This window comes from Curtobacterium sp. MCBD17_026, assembly GCF_003234895.2.
Classification (GTDB): Bacteria; Actinomycetota; Actinomycetes; order Actinomycetales; family Microbacteriaceae; genus Curtobacterium; species Curtobacterium flaccumfaciens.
On record NZ_CP126281.1, the window covers coordinates 3486009 to 3506274 of the forward strand.

Annotated in this window: 19 protein-coding genes; 14 read left to right on the forward strand and 5 right to left on the reverse strand. The window is 72.1% G+C overall.

Going from position 1 to position 20266, the window contains the following annotated elements:
- Positions 1 to 14: 14 nt before the first annotated feature.
- Positions 15 to 2225 carry an NADP-dependent isocitrate dehydrogenase gene (locus DEI85_RS16590; RefSeq protein ID WP_111124069.1) on the reverse strand — a complete coding sequence of 737 codons (2211 nt, stop codon included), beginning with the start codon at positions 2223 to 2225 and terminating at the stop codon, positions 15 to 17.
- A gap of 247 nt (positions 2226 to 2472) precedes the next feature.
- Positions 2473 to 2967: a hypothetical protein gene (locus tag DEI85_RS16595; protein ID WP_110859392.1), complete on the reverse strand. Its 495-nt coding sequence runs from the start codon at positions 2965 to 2967 to the stop codon at positions 2473 to 2475.
- A gap of 162 nt (positions 2968 to 3129) precedes the next feature.
- Here DEI85_RS16595 and DEI85_RS16600 point away from each other — a divergent pair, with 162 nt between their 5' ends.
- The 5 genes from DEI85_RS16600 to DEI85_RS16620 all read left to right on the forward strand — a co-directional run bounded on the left by DEI85_RS16600 (position 3130) and on the right by DEI85_RS16620 (position 8085).
- Positions 3130 to 4242 carry a M23 family metallopeptidase gene (locus DEI85_RS16600; RefSeq protein ID WP_111124068.1) on the forward strand — a complete coding sequence of 371 codons (1113 nt, stop codon included), beginning with the start codon at positions 3130 to 3132 and terminating at the stop codon, positions 4240 to 4242.
- Between the two features lie 160 nt (positions 4243 to 4402).
- A complete protein-coding gene (locus DEI85_RS16605) occupies positions 4403 to 5677 on the forward strand; it encodes a hemolysin family protein (RefSeq protein WP_111124067.1) in 1275 nt (424 codons plus the stop codon).
- A 61-nt stretch (positions 5678 to 5738) separates the two neighbouring features.
- Positions 5739 to 6650, forward strand: a complete 912-nt coding sequence (locus DEI85_RS16610) for a helix-turn-helix transcriptional regulator (RefSeq protein ID WP_071406260.1) — start codon at positions 5739 to 5741, stop codon at positions 6648 to 6650.
- Between the two features lie 31 nt (positions 6651 to 6681).
- Positions 6682 to 7434, forward strand: a complete 753-nt coding sequence (locus DEI85_RS16615) for a class I SAM-dependent methyltransferase (RefSeq protein ID WP_111124066.1) — start codon at positions 6682 to 6684, stop codon at positions 7432 to 7434.
- A 168-nt stretch (positions 7435 to 7602) separates the two neighbouring features.
- Positions 7603 to 8085, forward strand: a complete 483-nt coding sequence (locus DEI85_RS16620) for an FBP domain-containing protein (RefSeq protein WP_110859388.1) — start codon at positions 7603 to 7605, stop codon at positions 8083 to 8085.
- 164 nt (positions 8086 to 8249) lie between these two features.
- Here DEI85_RS16620 and DEI85_RS16625 read toward each other — a convergent pair whose 3' ends face one another.
- Positions 8250 to 9236, reverse strand: coding sequence for an aldo/keto reductase (locus tag DEI85_RS16625; RefSeq protein WP_111091345.1), 987 nt, complete (start codon positions 9234 to 9236; stop codon positions 8250 to 8252).
- 112 nt (positions 9237 to 9348) lie between these two features.
- Between DEI85_RS16625 and DEI85_RS16630 the strand changes: the two genes are divergently transcribed.
- From DEI85_RS16630 to DEI85_RS16665, 8 genes are all read left to right on the forward strand, one after another.
- The gene (locus DEI85_RS16630) at positions 9349 to 9585 is read left to right on the forward strand and encodes a hypothetical protein (RefSeq protein WP_110859386.1); all 237 of its coding nucleotides are present in this window, start codon (positions 9349 to 9351) and stop codon (positions 9583 to 9585) included.
- Positions 9586 to 9703: 118 nt separating this feature from the next.
- Positions 9704 to 10249, forward strand: a complete 546-nt coding sequence (locus DEI85_RS16635; RefSeq protein ID WP_110892909.1) for an acyl-CoA thioesterase — start codon at positions 9704 to 9706, stop codon at positions 10247 to 10249.
- Between the two features lie 9 nt (positions 10250 to 10258).
- Positions 10259 to 11830 carry an FAD-binding oxidoreductase gene (locus DEI85_RS16640; protein WP_111124065.1) on the forward strand — a complete coding sequence of 524 codons (1572 nt, stop codon included), beginning with the start codon at positions 10259 to 10261 and terminating at the stop codon, positions 11828 to 11830.
- A 133-nt stretch (positions 11831 to 11963) separates the two neighbouring features.
- Positions 11964 to 12551: a YdeI/OmpD-associated family protein gene (locus DEI85_RS16645; RefSeq protein WP_110859383.1), complete on the forward strand. Its 588-nt coding sequence runs from the start codon at positions 11964 to 11966 to the stop codon at positions 12549 to 12551.
- Between the two features lie 73 nt (positions 12552 to 12624).
- Positions 12625 to 13506: an aldo/keto reductase gene (locus tag DEI85_RS16650; protein WP_111124064.1), complete on the forward strand. Its 882-nt coding sequence runs from the start codon at positions 12625 to 12627 to the stop codon at positions 13504 to 13506.
- 177 nt (positions 13507 to 13683) lie between these two features.
- Positions 13684 to 14274 carry a PadR family transcriptional regulator gene (locus tag DEI85_RS16655; RefSeq protein WP_258370040.1) on the forward strand — a complete coding sequence of 197 codons (591 nt, stop codon included), beginning with the start codon at positions 13684 to 13686 and terminating at the stop codon, positions 14272 to 14274.
- The gene (locus tag DEI85_RS16660) at positions 14271 to 14999 is read left to right on the forward strand and encodes an ABC transporter ATP-binding protein (RefSeq protein ID WP_111124063.1); all 729 of its coding nucleotides are present in this window, start codon (positions 14271 to 14273) and stop codon (positions 14997 to 14999) included. The genes DEI85_RS16655 and DEI85_RS16660 overlap by 4 nt, the downstream gene beginning before the upstream one ends.
- Positions 14996 to 17818: an ABC transporter permease gene (locus DEI85_RS16665; RefSeq protein ID WP_111124062.1), complete on the forward strand. Its 2823-nt coding sequence runs from the start codon at positions 14996 to 14998 to the stop codon at positions 17816 to 17818. The genes DEI85_RS16660 and DEI85_RS16665 overlap by 4 nt, the downstream gene beginning before the upstream one ends.
- 88 nt (positions 17819 to 17906) lie before the next feature.
- Here the strand turns inward: DEI85_RS16665 and DEI85_RS16670 are convergent, their stop codons facing one another.
- The gene (locus DEI85_RS16670; protein WP_027466861.1) at positions 17907 to 18578 is read right to left on the reverse strand and encodes an SDR family NAD(P)-dependent oxidoreductase; all 672 of its coding nucleotides are present in this window, start codon (positions 18576 to 18578) and stop codon (positions 17907 to 17909) included.
- A complete protein-coding gene (locus tag DEI85_RS16675) occupies positions 18575 to 18973 on the reverse strand; it encodes a (R)-mandelonitrile lyase (RefSeq protein WP_111091338.1) in 399 nt (132 codons plus the stop codon). The genes DEI85_RS16670 and DEI85_RS16675 overlap by 4 nt, the downstream gene beginning before the upstream one ends.
- A gap of 110 nt (positions 18974 to 19083) precedes the next feature.
- Between DEI85_RS16675 and DEI85_RS16680 the strand changes: the two genes are divergently transcribed.
- On the forward strand, positions 19084 to 20241 hold the full coding sequence (locus DEI85_RS16680) for a PQQ-dependent sugar dehydrogenase (RefSeq protein ID WP_111124061.1): 1158 nt from the start codon (positions 19084 to 19086) through the stop codon (positions 20239 to 20241).
- Positions 20242 to 20266 lie beyond the last annotated feature (25 nt).

Genomic DNA, 20266 nt, shown 5'->3' on the forward strand with positions numbered 1-20266 from the left:
CGAGCAGGTCGCTGCTAGAGCGCTGCCAGCGCCGCGTTCAACGTGGCGGACGGGCGCATGACCGCGCTCGTCTTGGCGTCGTCCGGGCGGTAGTAGCCGCCGATGTCGGCCGGGTGGCCCTGCACCGAGACGAGCTCGTCGACGATCGTGTGCTCCTGATCACCGAGCTTCGCCGCGAGGTCCGCGAACGACGCCGCGAGCTCGGTGTCCTGGGTCTGCGCCGCGAGCTCCTCGGCCCAGTACTTCGCCAGGTAGAAGTGGCTGCCGCGGTTGTCGATGGAGCCGAGCTTCCGGCCCGGGGACTTGTCCTGCTCGAGGAACGTCCCGGTGGCACGATCGAGGGTCTCGCCCAGGATCTTCGCCCGCTCGTTGCCCGTCACACCGGCGAGGTGCTCGAGGCTGACCGCCAGTGCGAGGAACTCGCCCAGGCTGTCCCAGCGCAGGTAGTTCTGCTGCACGAGCTGCTGCACGTGCTTCGGCGCGGAACCACCGGCACCGGTCTCGAACAGGCCGCCACCGCCCAGCAGCGGGACGACGGAGAGCATCTTCGCCGAGGTGCCGAGCTCCATGATCGGGAACAGGTCCGTCAGGTAGTCGCGCAGGACGTTGCCGGTGACCGAGATGGTGTCCTCGCCGCGGCGGATCCGCTCGAGCGAGAAGCGCATGGCGTCCTCGGGCGCGAGGATCTCGATCTGCAGGCCCTCGGTGTCGTGCTCGCCGAGGTACCGGCGGACGAGCCCGATGAGGTTCGCGTCGTGGGCACGGGTCTCGTCGAGCCAGAACACGGCGGGTGTCGCGGAGGCACGGGCGCGGGTGACGGCGAGCTTCACCCAGTCGCGGATGGCGACGTCCTTGGTCTGGCAGGCGCGCCAGATGTCTCCGGGCTCGACGTCGTGCTCGATGACGACGTCACCCGAGGCGGTCGTGACGCGGACCACACCGGCGCCGGGGAGCTCGAAGGTCTTGTCGTGCGAGCCGTACTCCTCGGCCTTCTGCGCCATCAGACCGACGTTGGGCACGGAGCCCATCGTCGACGGGTCGAAGGCGCCGTGGGCGCGGCAGTCGTCGATCACGGCCTGGTAGATGCCGGCGTAGCTCGAGTCGGGGATGACGGCGAGGGTGTCGTGCTCGTCGCCGTCCGGGCCCCACATGTGCCCCGAGGTGCGGATCATCGCGGGCATCGAGGCGTCGACGATGACGTCGCTCGGCACGTGCAGGTTCGTGATGCCCTTGTCCGAGTCGACCATGGCGAGCTCGGGGCCGTCGGCGATGCCCTGCTTGAAGGCACGCTCGATCTCGGCGCCGTTCGGCAGCGCACCGAGGCCGGCGAGGATCGAGCCGAGGCCGTCGTTCGGGGTCAGGCCCGCGGCGGCGAGGTCGGCGCCGTAGCGCTCGAACACCGACGGGAAGAACGCCTTGATGACGTGCCCGAAGATGATCGGGTCGGAGATCTTCATCATCGTGGCCTTGAGGTGCACGGAGAACAGGACGTCCTGGGCCGCGGCGCGCTCGATCTGCTCCCGCAGGAACGTCTCGAGTGCGGCCACGTGCAGCACGGTGCCGTCGACGACCTCGCCCTGCAGCACGGGGATCGACTGCTTGAGGACCTGCTCGCTGCCGTCCTCGGCCACGAAGGTGATCGTCAGGACGTCGTCGGCGGGGGCGATCCAGGACTTCTCGTTCGACCGGAAGTCGTCGACGCCCATGGTGCTGACGTTCGTCTTCGAGTCACGCGACCAGGCGCCCATGCGGTGCGGGTGCTTGCGGGCGTAGTTCTTGACGGACAGGGGTGCGCGGCGGTCGGAGTTGCCCTCGCGCAGCACCGGGTTCACGGCGCTGCCCTGGACGCGGCCGTACCGGGCGCGGACGTCGCGCTGCTCGTCGGTCGTGGCCTCGTCCGGGTAGTCGGGAAGGTCGTAGCCCTGCGCCTGCAGTTCCTTGATCGCGACCTTGAGCTGTGGGATCGACGCCGAGATGTTCGGCAGCTTGATGATGTTCGCCTCGGGGGTCTTCGCCAGGTCGCCGAGCTCGGCGAGGGCGTCGTCCAGGCGCTGCTCGTCGGTGAGCCGCTCCGGGAACTGGGCGATGATCCGGCCTGCGAGCGAGATGTCGCGGGTCTCGACGTCGACACCCGCGGTGCCGGCGAAGGCCTGGATGACCGGGAGGAAGGAGTGGGTGGCGAGGAACGGCGCCTCGTCCGTGAGGGTGTAGATGATCTTGGCCATGCTGGCGGGTACTCCCTTGTTCGACCGTCGGTACGTCCACGGTACTCGTGGCGCAGGATGTCTCGACATCAAGATACATGGCCCCTGCCTGCGCGCGGCAGATGCTCGGCCGACACCCTGGAGGCGCACTGTCGACACATAGGAACGGCGCGTGGGCTGGTCTTCCGCAACACCAGAGCGAGGGAGAGCGCGCATGACCACCACACGGCAGCCCCCGGACGACTCCGGAACCGACGGAGCCTGAGCCTCAGTCGCCGATCGAGACGCGGAACACGCGGACGCCGGCGGCACGGAGCCCGGCGAGCCCGAGCCGCATGCGCAGGGGCCGGAAGGGCCGACGGAACCCGGACGACGCCGATGCGGCATCGATCTGGTGCAGGACCTCGGACGTCAGCGTGCGCTCGAGCTTCGGCGCGAGGCGGGTCACCCCGGACACCGTGACGACGATGCGGACGGCGTGCGGCGCGAGCATCGGCGCGATGAGCTCGGCAGCCGCCTGCGCCCGGTGGAACGCGGGGTCGTCACCGGGGCGGCGGATGGCGATGACGGCCAGCGCCGCGTCCCAGGTCTCGCCGGGGTCCGGCAGGTCGTCGACCCCGATGACCCGCATCCGCGCGGCGTCGATCCCGGCGCGCACGGCCGCGGCCCGGAGCACGGGAAGGAGTTCCTGGGTACCGGCCAGCACGACGTCGGCCGACGCCAGGTCGACCGTTCCGTACCGCTCACGCGGCGATCGGGCCATGGTGCGGGTCCTTCCGTCGCTTTCCCCTGACCGTACCGATGCGGAGGGCCCGGGGGACGCTTCGGCCCGTGGCGATCAGGCGCCTCCCAGCGCACTCGGTAACGAAAAGATCACGGAAGGGCCTGTACAAAGCGACAGAGTCGTGCAGAATGGTGGGCGGCCATGACGACTGCACCCGAACCCGACCAGCACCCGGAGACCCCGGTGGTGCACCTGTCCCGTCGCGCCGCCCTCGAGGCCGAGCGCGCAGCAGCACGCGGACCGCAGCGTCGCAGCAAGACGGCCCCGGTCGCGAAGGTCACCAAGCCCGAGAAGCCGGCCAAGGCAGCGAAGGTCGCCAAGCCGGCGAAGGCCGCGAAGCCGGCCAAGGCGCCGAAGGCCGCGAAGGTCGCCAAGCCGGTGAAGGCCGTCGTCCTCGCGTCCTCGGCCACCGAGCCGGCCGGCCGCCGCTCCGCAGCCGCACGCGCCACCACCGAGCGCGTCGACGACCGCATCCAGCGCGTCGTCCGTCGCCCCGCACCCAAGGCGACCCGTGTCGCCAGCGCACCCCGGGCCTCCCGGTCGGCCCGTGCCGGACGCATCACCCTCACCAGCGCCGCCGCCGCGATCGCGATGTTCGCCGCGTCGGCGATGCCCGCCCACGCGAGCGCCGGCACCTCGATGGCCACCTCGACCATCGCGCCCATCGTGCGCACCCAGGACTACGCCGTGACCCAGGCGGTCACGTCCGCCGGGTTCGACCGTGACGGGTTCACCGTCGGCGGTGGCTCGACCGTCACCACGACGACGGCTGGTTCCGCCGGCACCGCGGCGACCGCCGGAGGCGCCGTGTCGTTCGGCGGCGCCGTCCGCTCGCCGTTCCCCGGCCCCGTGCAGATGAGCTCCGGCTTCGGGTACCGCTCCGCACCGTGCGGCGCGTGCTCGTCGCTGCACCAGGGCCTCGACTTCACGCCGGGCATGGGCACACCGATCGGTGCCGTCGCCGCGGGCAAGGTCCGGGTCTCGGGCACCTACTTCTCGTACGGCAACGCGGTCATCATCGACCACGTGGTCGACGGCCGTCAGGTCTCCACGCTGTACGGCCACATGATCCCCGGCTCCTCGCCGCTCAACGTCGGCGACACCGTCGCTGCCGGGCAGTTCATCGGGCTCGTCGGGTCCTCCGGCGTCTCGACCGGCGCGCACCTGCACCTCGAGGTCCTGATGGACGGCGTCACGCCGATCGACCCGGAGGCGTGGCTCGAAGCCCGCATCGGTCGCTCGCTCACCCTGTAGCGACCGACTCCTGCAGGGCCCCGTCCCGGATCGACGCAGAACCCACAGTTGCTGTCGAGCGGCAGTACGGTGATGTCCCAGTCTGCCTGTGCAGACTCACAGGCATGGACGATCCCCACAGACCGCCCGCCCGTCGTCGATCCGAGGCGGCTGCCCGCTGATGGGCGCCGACACCTGGATCGCCTTCGGGCTCGTCATCCTCTTCGTGCTCGTCGGCGGGGTCTTCGCGGCCGCCGAGATCGCACTCGTCTCCCTCCGCGAATCCCAGCTCCAGCAGCTCGAACGCCGCGGCCCCCGCGGGATGCGCGTCGCCGAGCTCGGCCGTGACCCGAACCGGTTCCTGTCCGCCGTGCAGATCGGCGTGACCGTCGCCGGGTTCTTCTCCGCCGCGTACGGTGCGTCCTCGATCGCACCCGACGTCGCGCCGCTGTTCCAGGGGCTCGGCCTCGAGCAGGGCACGGCCGAAGCCGTCGCGCTGGTGCTCATGACCCTCGTCATCGCGTACCTGTCGCTCGTGTTCGGCGAGCTCGTGCCGAAGCGCCTCGCCCTGCAGCGTGCCGAGGGCTTCTCGATGGCCGTCGCCCCGACCCTGGAGCGCTTCGCGGTGCTGATGCGGCCGGTGATCTGGCTGCTCTCGAAGTCCACCGACACCGTCGTGCGACTGCTCGGCGGCGACCCGAACGCCCGCAGCGAGTCGATGAGCACCGAGGAGCTCCGCGGCCTGGTCGACGAGCACACCGGCGTCGACGAGCAGGGACGCCGGATCGCCCGCAGCGCGCTGGACGCCGGTGACCGCATCCTGCGCGAGTCGATGCGCCCCTGGTACGACGTGTCGACGCTGGACGCCGGCCTCTCCGTCGCCGAGGCCACCGACCAGGCCATCGCAGCCGGGCACACCCGGTACCTCGTGACCTCCGGCGGGCGCGACGAGGTCCAGGGCTTCGTGCACCTCCGTGACCTGCTGCGTCCGGTCGACCCCACGGCCCCGGTCGCCACGCTCGTCCGGCCGGTGCTCGCCCTGCCCGAGACGAAGTCGCTGTCGAGTGCGATCGCGGACATGCGCACCGACGGCCACCAGATCGCCCTGGTCGTCGACGAGTACGGCGGCAGCGCCGGAATGGTCACGCTCGAGGCGCTGCTCGAGGACCTCGTCGGCCGCATCCGCGACGAGTGGGACTCCACCGAGTACGACGAGTCCGTGCTGGCGCACGACGGCGTCGACGGAGCAACCGTGCTCGAGGACCTGGCGGCGGACGGCGGCCCCGTCCTGCCCGACGGCGACTACGAGACCGTGGGTGGGCTCGTGCAGGTGCAGCTGGACCGCGTGCCCGAGGTCGGTGACGTCGTCACGGCCGGCGGCCACCGCCTCGAGGTGACTGCCATGGACGGTCACCGCGTCGCACGGGTGCGCATCGGAGCCGACGCCGCGCCCTGACCGACTGACGGGTACCGCCCGTGCCTGCCGGACGCACGGCCCGGGCACGTACGCTCGTCGCATGGGTATCGACGTGCGCAACGAGATCCGCGACTTCCTGTCCTCCAGGCGGGCGCGGCTCACCCCCGAGCAGGTCGGCATGCCGTCGTTCGGCGGCGGGGTCCGACGGGTTCCCGGGCTGCGTCGGCACGAGGTCGCCATGCTCGCCGGCGTCAGCGTCGACTACTACACGCGACTCGAGCGCGGCTCGCTCAAGGGCGTCTCGGACAGCGTGCTCGAGGGCCTGGCGAGCGCCCTGCAGCTCGACGAGGACGAGCGTGCGCACCTGTGGGACCTCACGCGCCTGGCGAACTCCGGCGCGAAGGTCATGCACCGGAACGTGCCGACCCGCGTGCGCCCCGGCGTGCAGCGGCTGCTCGACGCCATCACCGGCGCACCGGCCTGGGTGCGGAACGAGCGCGGGGACGTCGTCGCGACGAACGAGCTCGGCCGTGCGCTCTACGCACCGCTCTTCGCCGGCCCCGGACGCCCGGTGAACACCGCACGCTTCACGTTCCTCGACCCGGCCGCCCGCGACTTCTTCCCGGACTGGGCGCAGACCGCGAAGGACGCCGTGGCCGTGCTCCGGACCGCCGCGGTGTCGAACCCCTGCGAGCCGGGGCTCATCACGCTCGTCGGCGAGCTCTCCACCCGGAGCGAGGAGTTCCGCGGCTGGTGGGCCGCCCACGACGTCCGGATGCAGCGCACCGGCAAGAAGCGCATCGACCACCCGATCGTGGGGGAGCTGCGGCTGTCCTACGAGGCGCTCGACCTGGTCGCCGACCCCGGCCTGACGCTGTTCTCGTACTCGGCCGAACCGGGCAGCGAGTCCGAACGGTCGCTCGCGCTGCTCGGCAGCTGGGCCGCGACGGAGCGGGCCGAGCAGTACGCGGCCCTGCGCGAGTCGGAATCCGAGTCCGAGTCGGTCGACTGACCCGGCGCCCGCGGGTTCGTAGGGTGGGGACGTGACGAGGACGACGGACGGCTCAGCAGGAGGCGCGGACCACCGGCAGCACCGCCGGCCCGAACCCGCGTTCGCCCGCGCGGTCGCGAAGGCCCTCGGAGACGCCCGGACCGTGCTCGACATCGGTGCCGGTGCCGGTGCCGGTGCCGGTTCGTACGCGCCGACCGACCGCGAGGTGACCACCGTGGAGCCCGCCGCGGACCTGCCCTTCGCCGACGACACCTTCGACGCCGCGATGACGACCTTCTCGCTGCACGAGTGGGACGACCTCGAGCGCTGGCTCGCCGAGGTGCGTCGGGTGACCCGGGGCACGATCGTGGTCCTGACGTTCGACCCCGACCGCATCGAGCGCTCCTGGCTCGCCGAGTACGCGCCCGAGGTGCTGGTGGCCGAGGCCCGTCGCCATCCAGCACTGCCGCGGATGGCCGACGCACTGCGCGACGACACCGTGACGAGCACCCCGCTGCCGGTCCCGTTCACGTGCGTCGACGGGTTCGCCGAGGCGTACTACGCCCGCCCCGAGCGACTGCTCGACCCCGGCGTGCGCCAGGCGGACCCGGCGTGGGGCCTGGTCGACGAGTTCACCGTCCGGCGGTCCGTGGCGGCGCTCCGGACCGCGCTGGAGTCGGGGGAGTGGGACCGGCGGCACGGGTCGCTCCGGATCCGCCCGACGTACGAGGGCTCGGTCGTCCTGGTCACGGCGACGCCGAACCGGCCGCGGCCGAGCCGGGCCGGGCTTGACACCCGGTCGTAGGCTGGTCGGGTGAGCTTCCAGGAGGTGGTCGGCGCCCGTTTCGCCGGCATCAGGGCGTGAGGCCCTCGGTCGTGCCCTCGGGTGCGGCCGCCCTCGTCGAACCCTGACCTCCTCCGCCCGGTGCGGTGTGCGTCCGCACGCCCCGGGCCCGCACGAAAGCGAACACCCATGCTCCCCATCGTGGAGAAGACCCTCCGCACGTCCTTCGTCAACGCCTCACGGAAAGAGGTGTCCGACCTCACGCTGCCCGCCGACTTCGAGACGCTCGACTGGGACGCGCTCGACTACCTCGGCTGGCGCGACCCGAAGATCGGGCGGCGTGCCTACGCCGTCGTGCCGACCCTGGACGGTGAACTGATCGGCATCCTGTTCCGGCAGGCCGAGGCCTCGCCCCGCTCCCGTGCCCAGTGCTCGTGGTGCCAGGACGTCAAGCTGCCGAACGACGTCGCGTTCTACAGCGCGAAACGGTCCGGGCCGGCCGGACGGAACGGCAACACCGTCGGCACCCTGGTGTGCCAGGACTTCCAGTGCTCGCGGAACGTCCGGAAGCTGCCGCCGCCCGCCTACGAGGGCTACGACGTCGAGGCAGCGCGCCTCCGGCGCATCGAGGACCTGCAGGTCCGGGCCGCGTCCTTCGCCGCTGAAGTCTGAGACGCCGGCGTCCTCGGGAGACGCCGCCGAGTCAGCGAGACGCCGCCGGATTCGGGGGCGTCTCGCGCTGACGCCGGCGTCTCGCGTCCGCAAACGCGACTGACGACGGACTGGAGGCCCGTGACGGATCCGCCACGGGCCTCCAGGTCGTCAGGTGTTCGCGTCTACCGACCGATGGTCGACATGTCGGGGTAGCGGTCACCGGTCGGGACCGGCAGCGCCGACAGGCGCGACAGCTGGTCCGCCGTGAGGGTCAGATCGGCTGCGCCGACGTTCTCCTCGAGGCGGGAGACCCGCTTCGTGCCGGGGATCGGGACGATGTCGTCGCCCTGGGCCAGCAGCCAGGCGAGCGACACCTGCGCCGGGGTGGCCCCGGCCTCGGTCGCGATCTCCTTGACCGCGTCGACGATGCGCATGTTCTGCTCGAACGCCTCCTGCTGGAAGCGCGGGTTCGCCAGGCGGAAGTCGTCGGAGTCCAGGTCGGACGGCTTCGTGATGGCACCCGTCAGGAACCCGCGGCCGAGCGGCGAGTACGGCACCAGGCCGATGCCGAGCTCGCGCAGGGTGTCGAGCACGTCGCCCTCGGGGTCCCGCGTCCACAGCGAGTACTCGCTCTGCAGCGCGGTGATCGGGTGGACGGCGTGGGCCTTCCGGATCGTCGCGGCGCTCGCCTCGGAGAGGCCGATGTGCCGGATCTTGCCCTCCTGCACGAAGCCGGCGAGCTGGCCGATGACGTCCTCGATCGGGACGGCCGGGTCGACGCGGTGCTGGTAGTAGAGGTCGATGTGGTCGGTGCCGAGGCGACGGAGGGAGCCTTCGAGGGCCTCGCGCACGGACTCGGGCTTGCTGGAGATCCCGCGCTGCTGCGTCGGCGTCTCCTCACCGGCCTCGTGGTGGTACAGGCCGAACTTGGTCGCGATGACGACGTCGTCGCGACGGCCCTCGAGCGCACGGCGCAGGAGTTCCTCGTTCGTGTAGGGGCCGTACGCCTCGGCGGTGTCGAACAGGGTGACGCCGAGGTCGATTGCGCGGTGGATGGTGCGGATCGACTCGTCGTCGTCGGTGCCGGCGCCCGTGTAGAAGGCGCTCATGCCCATGGTTCCGAGGCCGATCGGTCCGACCTCGAGGTCTGCGAGCTTGCGTGTCTGCATGCTGCAGGTCTACTCCCGGTCCCCCGGGGCGGCGGGAGGCACTGTCGGTACCCGCCTCCGCACCACTACGCTGCGAGGGACGGGGCAGGCGCCCCGGGCTCGGGGGAGTGTCGTGGTCGTCATCTGGATCGTCGTCGCCGTGGTCGTCGTGCTCGGCGCCCTGCTCGTCGTGCTCGAGGTGCAGAACCGCCGTCGGCGGCGGGCGCTCTCGGACCTCGAGGACTTCTCCGACCCCACGGCGGGATCACGTGCCGTGGCCGACGCCGACGCCGCGCGCTCGACGGCCGAAGGCGTGTCGAAGGCAGCGCACCCCGGCGGCAGCGGTGTCGGCGGCATGTTCCCGGGCTGACGAACCGTCTCGACTCGTTGTCGGGACCAGCCGTTCTGGTCCGACGAACGCCCTCGGGCTTCGTGAGGTTCCTCCAAGGTGCTCGCACGAGCGCTCCGCACACTGGTGTGATCGTCCCGTGAACCTGTACTTCCGACTGCTCCTGCTGCAGCTGCGCACCCGTCTGCGCGCTCGGGTCGGTGGACGCCGCCGGGCGTCGCTCTGGGACGAGGTGCGGACGCCGTTCCGGGTGGTCCCGACCGACCTGGACCCGCTGCGCCACGTCAACAACGGCAAGTACCTGTCGATGCTCGACCTCGGTCGGCTCGACCTGATGCTCCGTTCCGGCTACTGGGCCGCGCTGGCCGAGCACGGCTGGTACCCCGTGGTCTCGGCGCAGACGATCACGTACAAGCGATCGTTGACGCTCGGGCAGCGGTTCGAGCTCCGGACCCACGTGCTCGGGGTCGACGACCGTGCCGTGTACCTGGAGCAGACGTTCGTGCGACAGGGTGCCGTGATGGCCCGCGCCGTGGTGCAGGCCCGGTTCCTGCGGCGTTCCGGCGGGACGGTGCCGACCGCGGACCTGCTCGAGGCGGCGGGTGGCGCGGACCGCGACCTGACCGTGCCCGACTGGGTGCACGACTGGGCGAGTGCGACCCGGATCAGCAGCGGCGCGGCGTAGACAGGTCCGGTGACCGAACCAGCAGGCTCCCACCGGACGACCGCCACCTCACGCCGCGCGCTCATCGCCGGCGGAGTCGGTCTCGGTGTCGCCGGCATCCTCGCCGCCTGCAGCAGGCCGGGGCCCGAGCCCAGCCGGTCACTGAGCGCCGCCGCGACGCGCTCGCAGACCCCTGACCCTGCACCGAGTGACTCCCCGGACCGCGGCCCGGACTCGTGGGATGCGCTGACCGCCGCGGTGTCCGGCACCGTGCTCCGGTCCGGTGCGGCGGGGTGGGACGACGCCCGTGTGCTCGAGAACCCGCGTTTCGACGACGCCGACCCGCGAGGGATCCTGCGGGCGGCGGACACCGCGGACGTGCAGGCCGGCCTCGCCTTCGCCCGGACCACCTCGACGCCGGTGGCGCTCCGGGCCGGCGGGCACTCGTACACGGGGTGGTCGGCCGGCGGGGCGCCCGGCACCGACGTGCCGCGATCGCTGGTCATCAGCACGCAGGACCTGGACGGCATCGACCTGCACGACGACGGGACCGTCACGATCGGCCCGGGTGCCCGGCTCGGCGACGTGTACGCCGAGCTCGCGAAGGCCGGACGGGCGATCGGCGCCGGTTCGTGCCCGACGGTCGGCATCGGCGGACTGACCCTGGGTGGTGGAGTCGGCGTCCTCGTCCGGTCCTTCGGTCTGACCTGCGACCAGCTCACGGGGGCCACCCTCGTCACCCCGGACGGGGTCGTGCACCGGGTGTCGACGTCCCGCGAACCCGATCTCTTCTGGGCCTGCCGCGGTGGGGGCGGTGGAACCGTCGGCGTCGTGACCGCACTGACGTTCCGGACGCACGCCGCGCCTCCCGTCCTGCTCTTCACGATCACGTTCGCATGGTCGGCCGCCGCTGCCGTGGTGCGTGCCTGGCAGGACTGGGCGCCGACCGCCGACCGGGAGCTGTGGTCGTCCCTGAAGCTGCTGAACGGCAGTCGGCACACCGCGCCGACCGTCACCGTGACCGGTGTGTGGACGGGGTCGAAGACCGGGGCGGACGCCTCCGTCGACGGGTTCGTCCGGTCGACGGGTGCGAAGCCACTCGCCCACACGGCGGACGAGTTGGCATACGGGGCAGCGATGTCGGCCCTGGCCGGCAGACCACAGCGGGTGTCCGAGGCGGCGACGTCGTCGATCGGCTCGGCGAAGCTCAGCGACGCTCAGATCGACGTGCTCGTCCGGCAGGCGGCCGCGGCGGGTGACGTGACGGGCAACCTCGAGGGTGGGGTGGCGCTCGACGCGCTCGGTGGCGCCGTGGCGGACGTCGGCGCCGGGGACTCGGCCTTCCCCTGGCGGTCGGCGCTGATGACCGTGCAGTACACGGCGGTGTTCGCGGACGGGGCGGATCCCGCGCCGTTCGATGCGTACGTGCGGGAGTTCCGGAAGGCGATGCGACCGGCGTGGGGCGACGCCGCGTACGCGAACTACTGCGATGCATCGATCACCGACCCGTCCGCGTACTTCGGCGACAACACCACCCGTCTGCACCGCATCGCCGAGCAGGCCGACCCCGCAGGCGTGCTCGCACAGCCGCACTGGGTCTGACGACGGCCCGGGGACGGTGCGCGCGGTCCGGGTTTCGGCCCCAGCGACACTGCACGCGTCCTGCACCCCGTGAACTGTCGCTCAGCGCGGAACCCGACCGGGCTCACGGCCGGCAGCGCCCTACGATGACCGCATGGACATCGTCGACCTGGTGCTGCCGGACGTCGCCGCGTGGCGCGCCTGGCTCGACGACCACGAGCACGAACCCGACGGGGTGTGGCTCGTCCTCGCCAAGAAGGGCGTCACGGAGCCGACGACGCTGACCTACGACACGGCCCTCGACGAGGCGCTCTGCTCCGGTTGGATCGACGGGCAGCGGCGCGGGCGCGACGACACCACGTACCGCCAGCGGTTCACCCCGCGCCGGAAGGCCTCGCTGTGGTCGCAGCGGAACCTCGGCCTGGTCGCCGCACTCATCGCCGACGGGCGGATGCGGGAGCGCGGGCACGCCGAGATCGAGCGCGCGAAGGGTGACGGCCGGTGGGACCGCGCCTACGCCGGATCGGCCACGGCCACGGTGCCCGAGGACCTGCAGGCCGCCCTCGATGCCGCCCCCGCAGCCGCCGCGCTGTTCGCCGAGCTCGACGCCACGAACCGGTACGCCGTACTGCACCGCATCACCACCGCCCCGAACGCCACGGTGCGGACGAACCGGCTCACCAAGCTCGTCGGCGGACTCGAACGCGGCGAGACCCCGTACCCGCGGCCCACTCGTCCGTAGCCCTGCGAACGCGGAGAGCGGTCGGGGGACACCGACTCAGGGACCGGCAACGCACCGGGCGTAGACCGGGGACATGACCACAGGCACTGACACCACGAACCGTCCGGCTGCGTCCTCCGGCACCTTCCGCATCGGCGGCGACCTCGAGGTCAACCGGCTCGGCTACGGCACCATGCAGCTCACCGGCCCCGGCGTCTGGGGACCGCCGAAGGACCACGACGAGGCGATCCGCGTCCTCAAGCGTGCCGTCGAGCTCGGCGTGAACTTCTTCGACACCGCCGACTCGTACGGCCCCTACGTCGCCGAGGAGCTCCTCAAGGAGGCGCTGCACCCCTACGGCGACGACGTCGTCATCGCCACGAAGGCCGGTCTCACCCGCACCGGCCCGAACGTCTGGCCGCCCGTCGGCCGCCCGGAGTACCTGCGCCAGGAGGCCGAGATGAGCCTCCGCCGACTGGGCCTCGAGCGCATCGACCTGTTCCAGCTGCACCGCATCGACCCGAAGGTCCCGCTCGAGGACCAGGTCGGCGAGCTGAAGAAGCTGCAGGACGAGGGCAAGATCCGCCACATCGGCCTGTCCGAGGTCTCCGTCGACGAGGTCAAGGCCGCGCAGGAGATCGCCACGATCGTCTCCGTGCAGAACCTCTACAACCTGCAGAAGCGCGACGCCGAGGAGCTGCTCGACTGGTCCGAGCAGCAGGGCATCGGCTTCATCCCGTGGTTCCCCCTGGCGACGGGTGGCCTGACCGGCGAGGACTCGCCGCTCACGGAGATCGCGGAGCGCAAGGGTGCCACCCCGGCGCAGCTCGCGCTCGCCTGGCTGCTCAAGCGCTCCCCGGTGATGCTGCCGATCCCCGGCACGTCGAGCGTCGCGCACCTGGAGGACAACCTCGCGGGTGCGACCGTCGATCTGACCGACGACGAGTTCGAGGAGCTGGCGAAGCTGGGTCACTGACCCCGGGAAGCGACCGCGGGTCGCGAACGCGACGACCGGGCGGACGGGAGGCGCGGTGCCAGCCGGCACCGCGCCTCCCGTCCATTTCTCCGCCCGGTTCAGATCCGAGCTTGCGCAGGCATACCGCGTATGTGCATACTCAGTATGGCCACGGTGGCCCGAGACAGGGGAAGTGTCATGAGCGTTCGGATGGGCGTACTCGCGCTGCTGGTGGGGGGACCCGGTTACGGCTACCAGCTGCGGGGGGAGTTCGAGCACCGCACCGGCGGCAGCTGGCCCCTGAACATCGGCCAGGTCTACACGACCCTGGACCGCCTGGAGCGCGACGGCCTGGTCGCCCGCGGTGACGCCGACGGCGACGGACACGTCGTCTACACGGCGACCGACGCGGGTCGCGCAGAGGTGGCGCGCTGGTTCAGCGAGCCCGTGCCGGCCAAGCGCGGTCGCGACGAGCTGGCGATCAAGTTCGCCCTCGCGGTGACCGTGCCCGGGGTCGACGTCGCCCGCCTGGTGCAGGTGCAGCGCGGTGCCGCGATCCGGAACCTGCAGGACCTGACGCGGCTCAAGCGCACGACCGATCCGGCGGCGGAGCTGGCGTGGTCGCTCGTGCTCGAGTCGATGGTGTTCCAGGCCGAGGCCGAGGTGCGGTGGCTCGACCACGTGGAGTCGAGTGTCGCCCGGTACCGGCCGGACGAGCACCCGGCGACGCCTGCCAGTGCCGACGGTGCTGCTGACGCTGACGCCGCTGCTGCGCGGAGCGCACGGTGACCGCCGCACCGCTCCTGCAGCTCGACGCCGTGAGCGTGCACTACGGCTCCGGCGCGAAGGCCGTCACCGCCCTGGCCGGCATCGACCTGCGGGTCGAGCGCGGCGAGATGGTGGCCGTGATGGGCACCTCGGGGTCGGGCAAGTCGACGCTGCTCGCCTGCGCCGGCACCCTGCTGCCGCCGACGAGCGGTGAGGTCCTGATCGACGGCTCCTTCGTGTCCGACCGTCCCGCCAAGGAGCTCGCAGCGCTGCGCCGCCGACTCATCGGGTTCGTGTTCCAGGACTTCAACCTGATCCCCTCGCTGACCGCGGTCGAGAACGTGGCACTGCCGCTCGAGCTCGACGGGTGGAAGGCCTCGCAGGCCCGCCGCGCCGCGGAGCTCGCGCTGGACAACGTCGAGCTGTCGCACCGCGCCGATGCCTACCCGGACGACCTGTCCGGCGGCCAGCAGCAGCGCGTCGCGATCGCCCGCGGCGTGGTCGGGGAGCGTCGACTCGTGCTCGCCGACGAGCCGACCGGAGCCCTCGACTCGCAGACCGGCGAGGTCGTGCTCCGCATGCTCCGTCGGCACGTCGACGCCGGAGCCGGCGCCCTCCTGGTGACCCACGATGCCCGGCACGCGGCCTGGGCGGACCGGATCGTGTTCCTGCGCGACGGTCGGGTGGTCGACGAGACCGTGTACTCGGGCGTCGAGGCGGCGCTGTCGGACCGGACCGCCTCGTGAGCGGGGGTCGGCGTGCCGGGACCGGCCGGACGCCGTTCGCCCTCCGACCGGCGCTCCGTCTGGGGCGTCGGCTGGCGTTCGCGAAAGCGGGCCGCGCGGCACTGATCATCGCGCTCATCGGGATCCCCACCGCCGGGTTCGCCGCCGTCGCCGTCGTGGTGCAGTCGACGCAGGCCACTACCGCCGAGCGGCTCGACTACGACCTCGGCCACGCATCGGCGCAGATGCGGGTCTCCGGCCCGGACCTGCCCGGCATGGTGCAGGACCCGGTGCAGTGGGAGTTCACCGACTCGAAGCGGAACAGCCCCGTCACGGAGTCGGACGACGACTCACCGTTCACGAACGTCCTGGCCCACGTGCCCGACGGCGCCCTGTCGATCCCGGTCGGCAGCACGCCCGTCGTGGTGCAGGGTGCGCACGGCCCCGTCGGACTGACCGCCGTGGAGGGCAGTGTCTGGGACCCGTCGCTCGAGGGCCACTGGCACGTGCTCGACGGTTCCGCGCCGACCACGCGCAGTGGCCTCATGGTGACGCCGGCCACGCTCGAGCGCCTCGGGGCGCGGATCGGCGACACGGTGGACCTGACCGACCCGGTCACCAAGCGCTTCACGATCACCGGGACCATGACCGACCTGGGGACGGACCCGGGGTCGCAGGGGGTGTTCCTGCCCTGGGGCACGACGCTCTCGACGACCGACACCACCGACGACGTCGGGCTCACCGACGTCACCGTGTACCTGCCGTCGGACGCCCCGACGTGGTCGGAGATCCGGCAGCTCAACGCGCACGGCATCATCGTGCAGTCGCGTCCGGTCGTGCTCGACCCGCCGGACGCCCGGCTCCCCGGTGGGCAGATGAGCTCGACACTCGGCTGGTACCTCGGGGCGATGGGGTTGCTCGGCGTCTTCGCGATGTTCGAGGTCGCCCTGCTCGCCGGGGCCGCGTTCCTGGTCGGCACCCGTGCGGACACCCGCTCGTACGCCATCGTCACGAGCGTCGGCGGCGACAAGCGGTTCGTCCGCACGATCGTCGCCGGGTCGGGCCTGGTGCTCGGGCTCGTCGGCGCGGTCCTCGGGGTCGCCGCCGGCACCGGGATCGGCGTGCTCGCGTTCCGGCTGATCGACAACGGGAACGTGGTGTCCTTCCCCGGGTTGCACGTGCCGCCGCTCCTGCTGCTGTCGATCGCCGCAGCCGGGGTGCTCGCGGGACTCGTCTCCGCGCTCGTCGCCGCACGGTCGGCCACCCGGATCAACGTGCTCGCGGCACTGCGGGGCTCGCTCCGTCCGGTGCCCGTCAGCCGTCCGGCCCGCCGTCGTCGGCGCATCTGGGGGCCGCTGCTCGTGGTCCTCGGCGCCGTGATGACGTTGGCATGCGGTGTCGGGGTGCTCATGCTCAACGACCGTCCGGTGCAGCAGGACCGGTGGGCCTACGTCGTCGGTGCCGGCGTCGCGATCGGGCCGTGCCTGATGCAGCTCGGCATCGCCATCTGCTCACCGTGGCTGCTCGCCCTGGTCACCCGGCTCACCGCCCGCGCGGGGCTGTCCGCACGGCTCGCCGCCCGCGACGCTCGTCGCAACCCGGTCCGCACGGTGCCGGTGCTGGCCAGCGTGATGAGCGTCGTGTTCGTGGCGTCGGTCGTGATCACGTGGAGTGCGTCGAGCCAGGCCCAGTACGTCCGTGGCTACGAGTACTCCACCGCGGTCGGGGTCGCGACGGCCGAGGTGCAGACCGAGACGAAGGACGGCGGGGGCACCGGTCGACACGACGCAGCGCTGACCGCGCACGCGGCGAAGGTCGTGTCCGGGGTCTTCGACCAGGACCGCATCCGGGTGCTCGGCGTCGCGCAGGAGATGCCGGGCGACACCCCCTCGACCGTCACGATCCCGCACCGCTGGAGCGCGTACGACTGCCCCGCGAACGACACGACGAGCTGCTCGTACTACCTGGACACGGCGAGCGCGTCGAGCCCGCACATCTGGACGGGGACCGTCGACGACTACGCCGTGCTCACCGGGCACCGGCCGTCCGCCGCCGTCCGGAGCGCGCTCGAGGGCGGTCGCGCGGTGTCGCTCTGGCCGGAGTACGCCCACGACGGTGCGGTCCGCATCGACACGTTCCACGACCGCACCTGGGACAGCGAGCCCGTCACCGAGCGGAGCCGACCGGCGGCCAGCGTCTCGATCCCCGCCGTGCTCGACGTGCAGACCCCGCGGATCCAGGTCGGCGTCTTCATGACGAAGGCCACCGCCGAACGGTACGGCGTGCCGGTGGTCGACGGCATGCTCGTCACGACGCTGCCCCACGACATCCAGCCGGCCCAGTGGGACGAGCTGAGCTCGGCGTGGCAGAGCTTCGGCGGCGACGACCGTGCACGGTGGAGCGGCCCGTCGTTCACCTACGAAGCCGGTCCGGTCGACAACGAGGCGATCATCCGGGCGATCGTGCTCGCACTGGCGGCGGCGGTCACCATCGGTGCGACGGCGGTGGCGATCGGACTCGCACGGTCCGACGGCCGACGGGACGACGAGGTGCTCGACGCCATCGGTGCCGCACCACGCCTGCGCCGAGGGGTGTCGACCTGGCAGGCGGCGATCCTGGCCACGGTCGGCTCGGTGATCGGGACGCTCCTCGGACTCCTGCCGATCCGCGCCCTGACCCTGCGGTTCACCGAGAGTCCGGTCGGGGTGAACCACATGCCGTTCGTGCCGGACTGGCCGGTGCTGGCCCTGCTCGCGGTCGGCCTGCCCCTCGTTGTGACGGCCGGGGCCTGGCTGACCTCGCGGGGTCGGCGGCGGGTGACGGTGCGACGGGCGCACTGACGCGCGCGCTCCGCGAGCAACAGACGGACGGGAGGCCCGTGGCGGCGTCGCCACGGGCCTCCCGTCCGTCACGTGGTGAGCGCCGCGCTCACGCGAGCTCGGGCAGTGCCTCCGCATAGGTGCGGAAGTCGCCGCGCTCCGTGTGGATCGCCCACAGGCGGTCGGCGATGGACTCCCCGGAGTGCTCGGGCTGCCCGTCGTCGATGCCGAACGGGATGATGAGCTGGCCGACGTGGACGTCCTCGTCGCGGACGGCGTCGTGCAGCAGCTGCGCGTAGGCGCTCTCGGCGGCGAAGGCGACCGACGTGCCCGTGACACGGGCTCCCGGGCGGACCGCGCTGCCGCCGTTGACGAACAGGATCGTGCCGTGGCCGATCGCGCGCATGCCGGGCAGCACCTGGCGGACGGCGTTGACCGAGCCGTAGACCGAGAACTCGATCGGGCCGACCAGGTCGTCCGCCGTGGTCTCGAGCACCGGGCGCATGTACTCCTTGGCGGGGAGCGGGCTGTACTGCAACACCTCGATGGGGCCGAGCTGCTCGGTGGCGCGCTCGAGGGCGGTGCGCAGGGAGTCCCCGTCACGGACGTTCGCGGCGAACCCGGCGGCGGTGTGCCCGCGCTCACGCAGTTCCGCGGCGAGCCCGTCCAGCCGGTCCTGGTTGCGGGAGATCAGGGCGACGGCGAAGCCCTCACGGGCGAAGCGCTCGGCGACGGCGAGGCCGAGGCCCTTGCCGGCCCCGACGATGGCGATGGTGGTCATGCGGTGTACTCCTCGTCGCTCACGTGCTCGAGCCAGGTGGTGGTGGTCGCCGGGTCGTCGGCGCCCTCGAGCATCGCGAGGTGTTCCATGTAGTCGGTGGGGGTCGCGCCGTGCCAGTGTTCCTCGCCGGCCGGCGTGTAGACGGTCTGTCCAGCCTGCACCTCGATCACGCGGCCGTCCCGGGTACCCATCCGTGCGACGCCCTCGGTGACGTGCAGGGTCTGTCCCTTGGCGTGCGAGTGCCAGGCGGTACGGGCGCCGGGCAGGAACCGGACCTTGGCGACGGTCATGGTCTGACCGGGCTCCTTCGGCGAGGCGACGGCGTCGAGCCAGACGTCGCCGGTGAACTGCTCGGGCGGGTTCTTGACGGTCGGCTGCTTCGGTTCGATCTGCATGCCGACGACGGTAGGCCGGCGCGTCTGCGCGCGGGAGGTGCCGCCGGAACCCCTCAGGGGTTTCCCGAACGCAGCGTGTGTGATCGACCCACGACCCCGGGAGGATCATCGTGGACACACCCGCCGGAACGCCCCGCAGCCGCCGCCTCTGGTCGGCGGCCGGCATCGCCGCCGTCGCCGCACTGGCCCTGACCGCCTGCACGAGCGGCGACGGAGCGGACCAGGACGGATCCGACCGGGGCGGATCGCCGACGGCGCGCGCCACCGCACCCGCTGGCCTGTCCGCCGGTCAGGTGGCGCTCGACGGTGACACCACCGACGTGGTCACCGGCCTGGAGGCCCCCTGGTCGGTGGTCCTGACGGGTGACGACGGCGACGCGCTGGTCAGCGAGCGTGACTCGGCCCGGGTGCTCGAGCTGCGGTCCGACGGCACCACCCGCGAGGTCGGCACCGTCGACGGGGTCAGCCACGGCGGCGAGGGCGGCCTGCTCGGGCTCGCACTGCACGACGACGACCTGTTCGTGTACTCCACGACCGACGACGGCAACCGGATCCAGCGGTACGAGCTGACCGGCAGCGCGGGGTCGTGGGGGCTCGGGGACGCCACGACGATCATCGACGGCCTGCCGAAGAACACGTTCCACGACGGCGGGCGGATCGCGTTCGGCCCGGACGACATGCTGTACGCGAGCGTCGGGGACGCCGGTGCGAGCACGGACGCGCAGGACGAGGACTCGCTCGCGGGCAAGATCCTGCGGCTCACCCCGGACGGGGACGTCCCCGCCGACAACCCGATCGACGGGTCGCCGGTGTGGAGCCTCGGGCACCGCAACGTGCAGGGCATGGGCTGGTCGTCGGACGGCACGATGTTCGCGTCGGAGTTCGGCGAGAACACCCACGACGAGCTCAACGTCATCGAGCCCGGCGCGGACTACGGCTGGCCCGAGGTCGAGGGCACCGGCGGCGAGGACCGGGGCTTCGTCGATCCCGTGCAGCAGTGGTCGACGGACGAGGCGTCCCCGAGCGGCCTCGCCGTCGTCGACGACACCGTCTTCGTCGCCAACCTGCGGGGCGAGGTGCTGCGCGCGATCCCGGCCGACGACCCCGGAACCGCGACCGAGTACTTCGCGGGTGACTTCGGCCGGATCCGAACGGTGGTCGAGGGCCCGTCGGACACCCTCTGGTTCGTCACGAACAACACCGACGGCCGTGGGACGCCGTCGAGCGGTGACGACCGGATCGTCTCCGTCCCGTTCACGCGCACGTGAAAGGGGTTCCCGCAGCCCCTCGCTC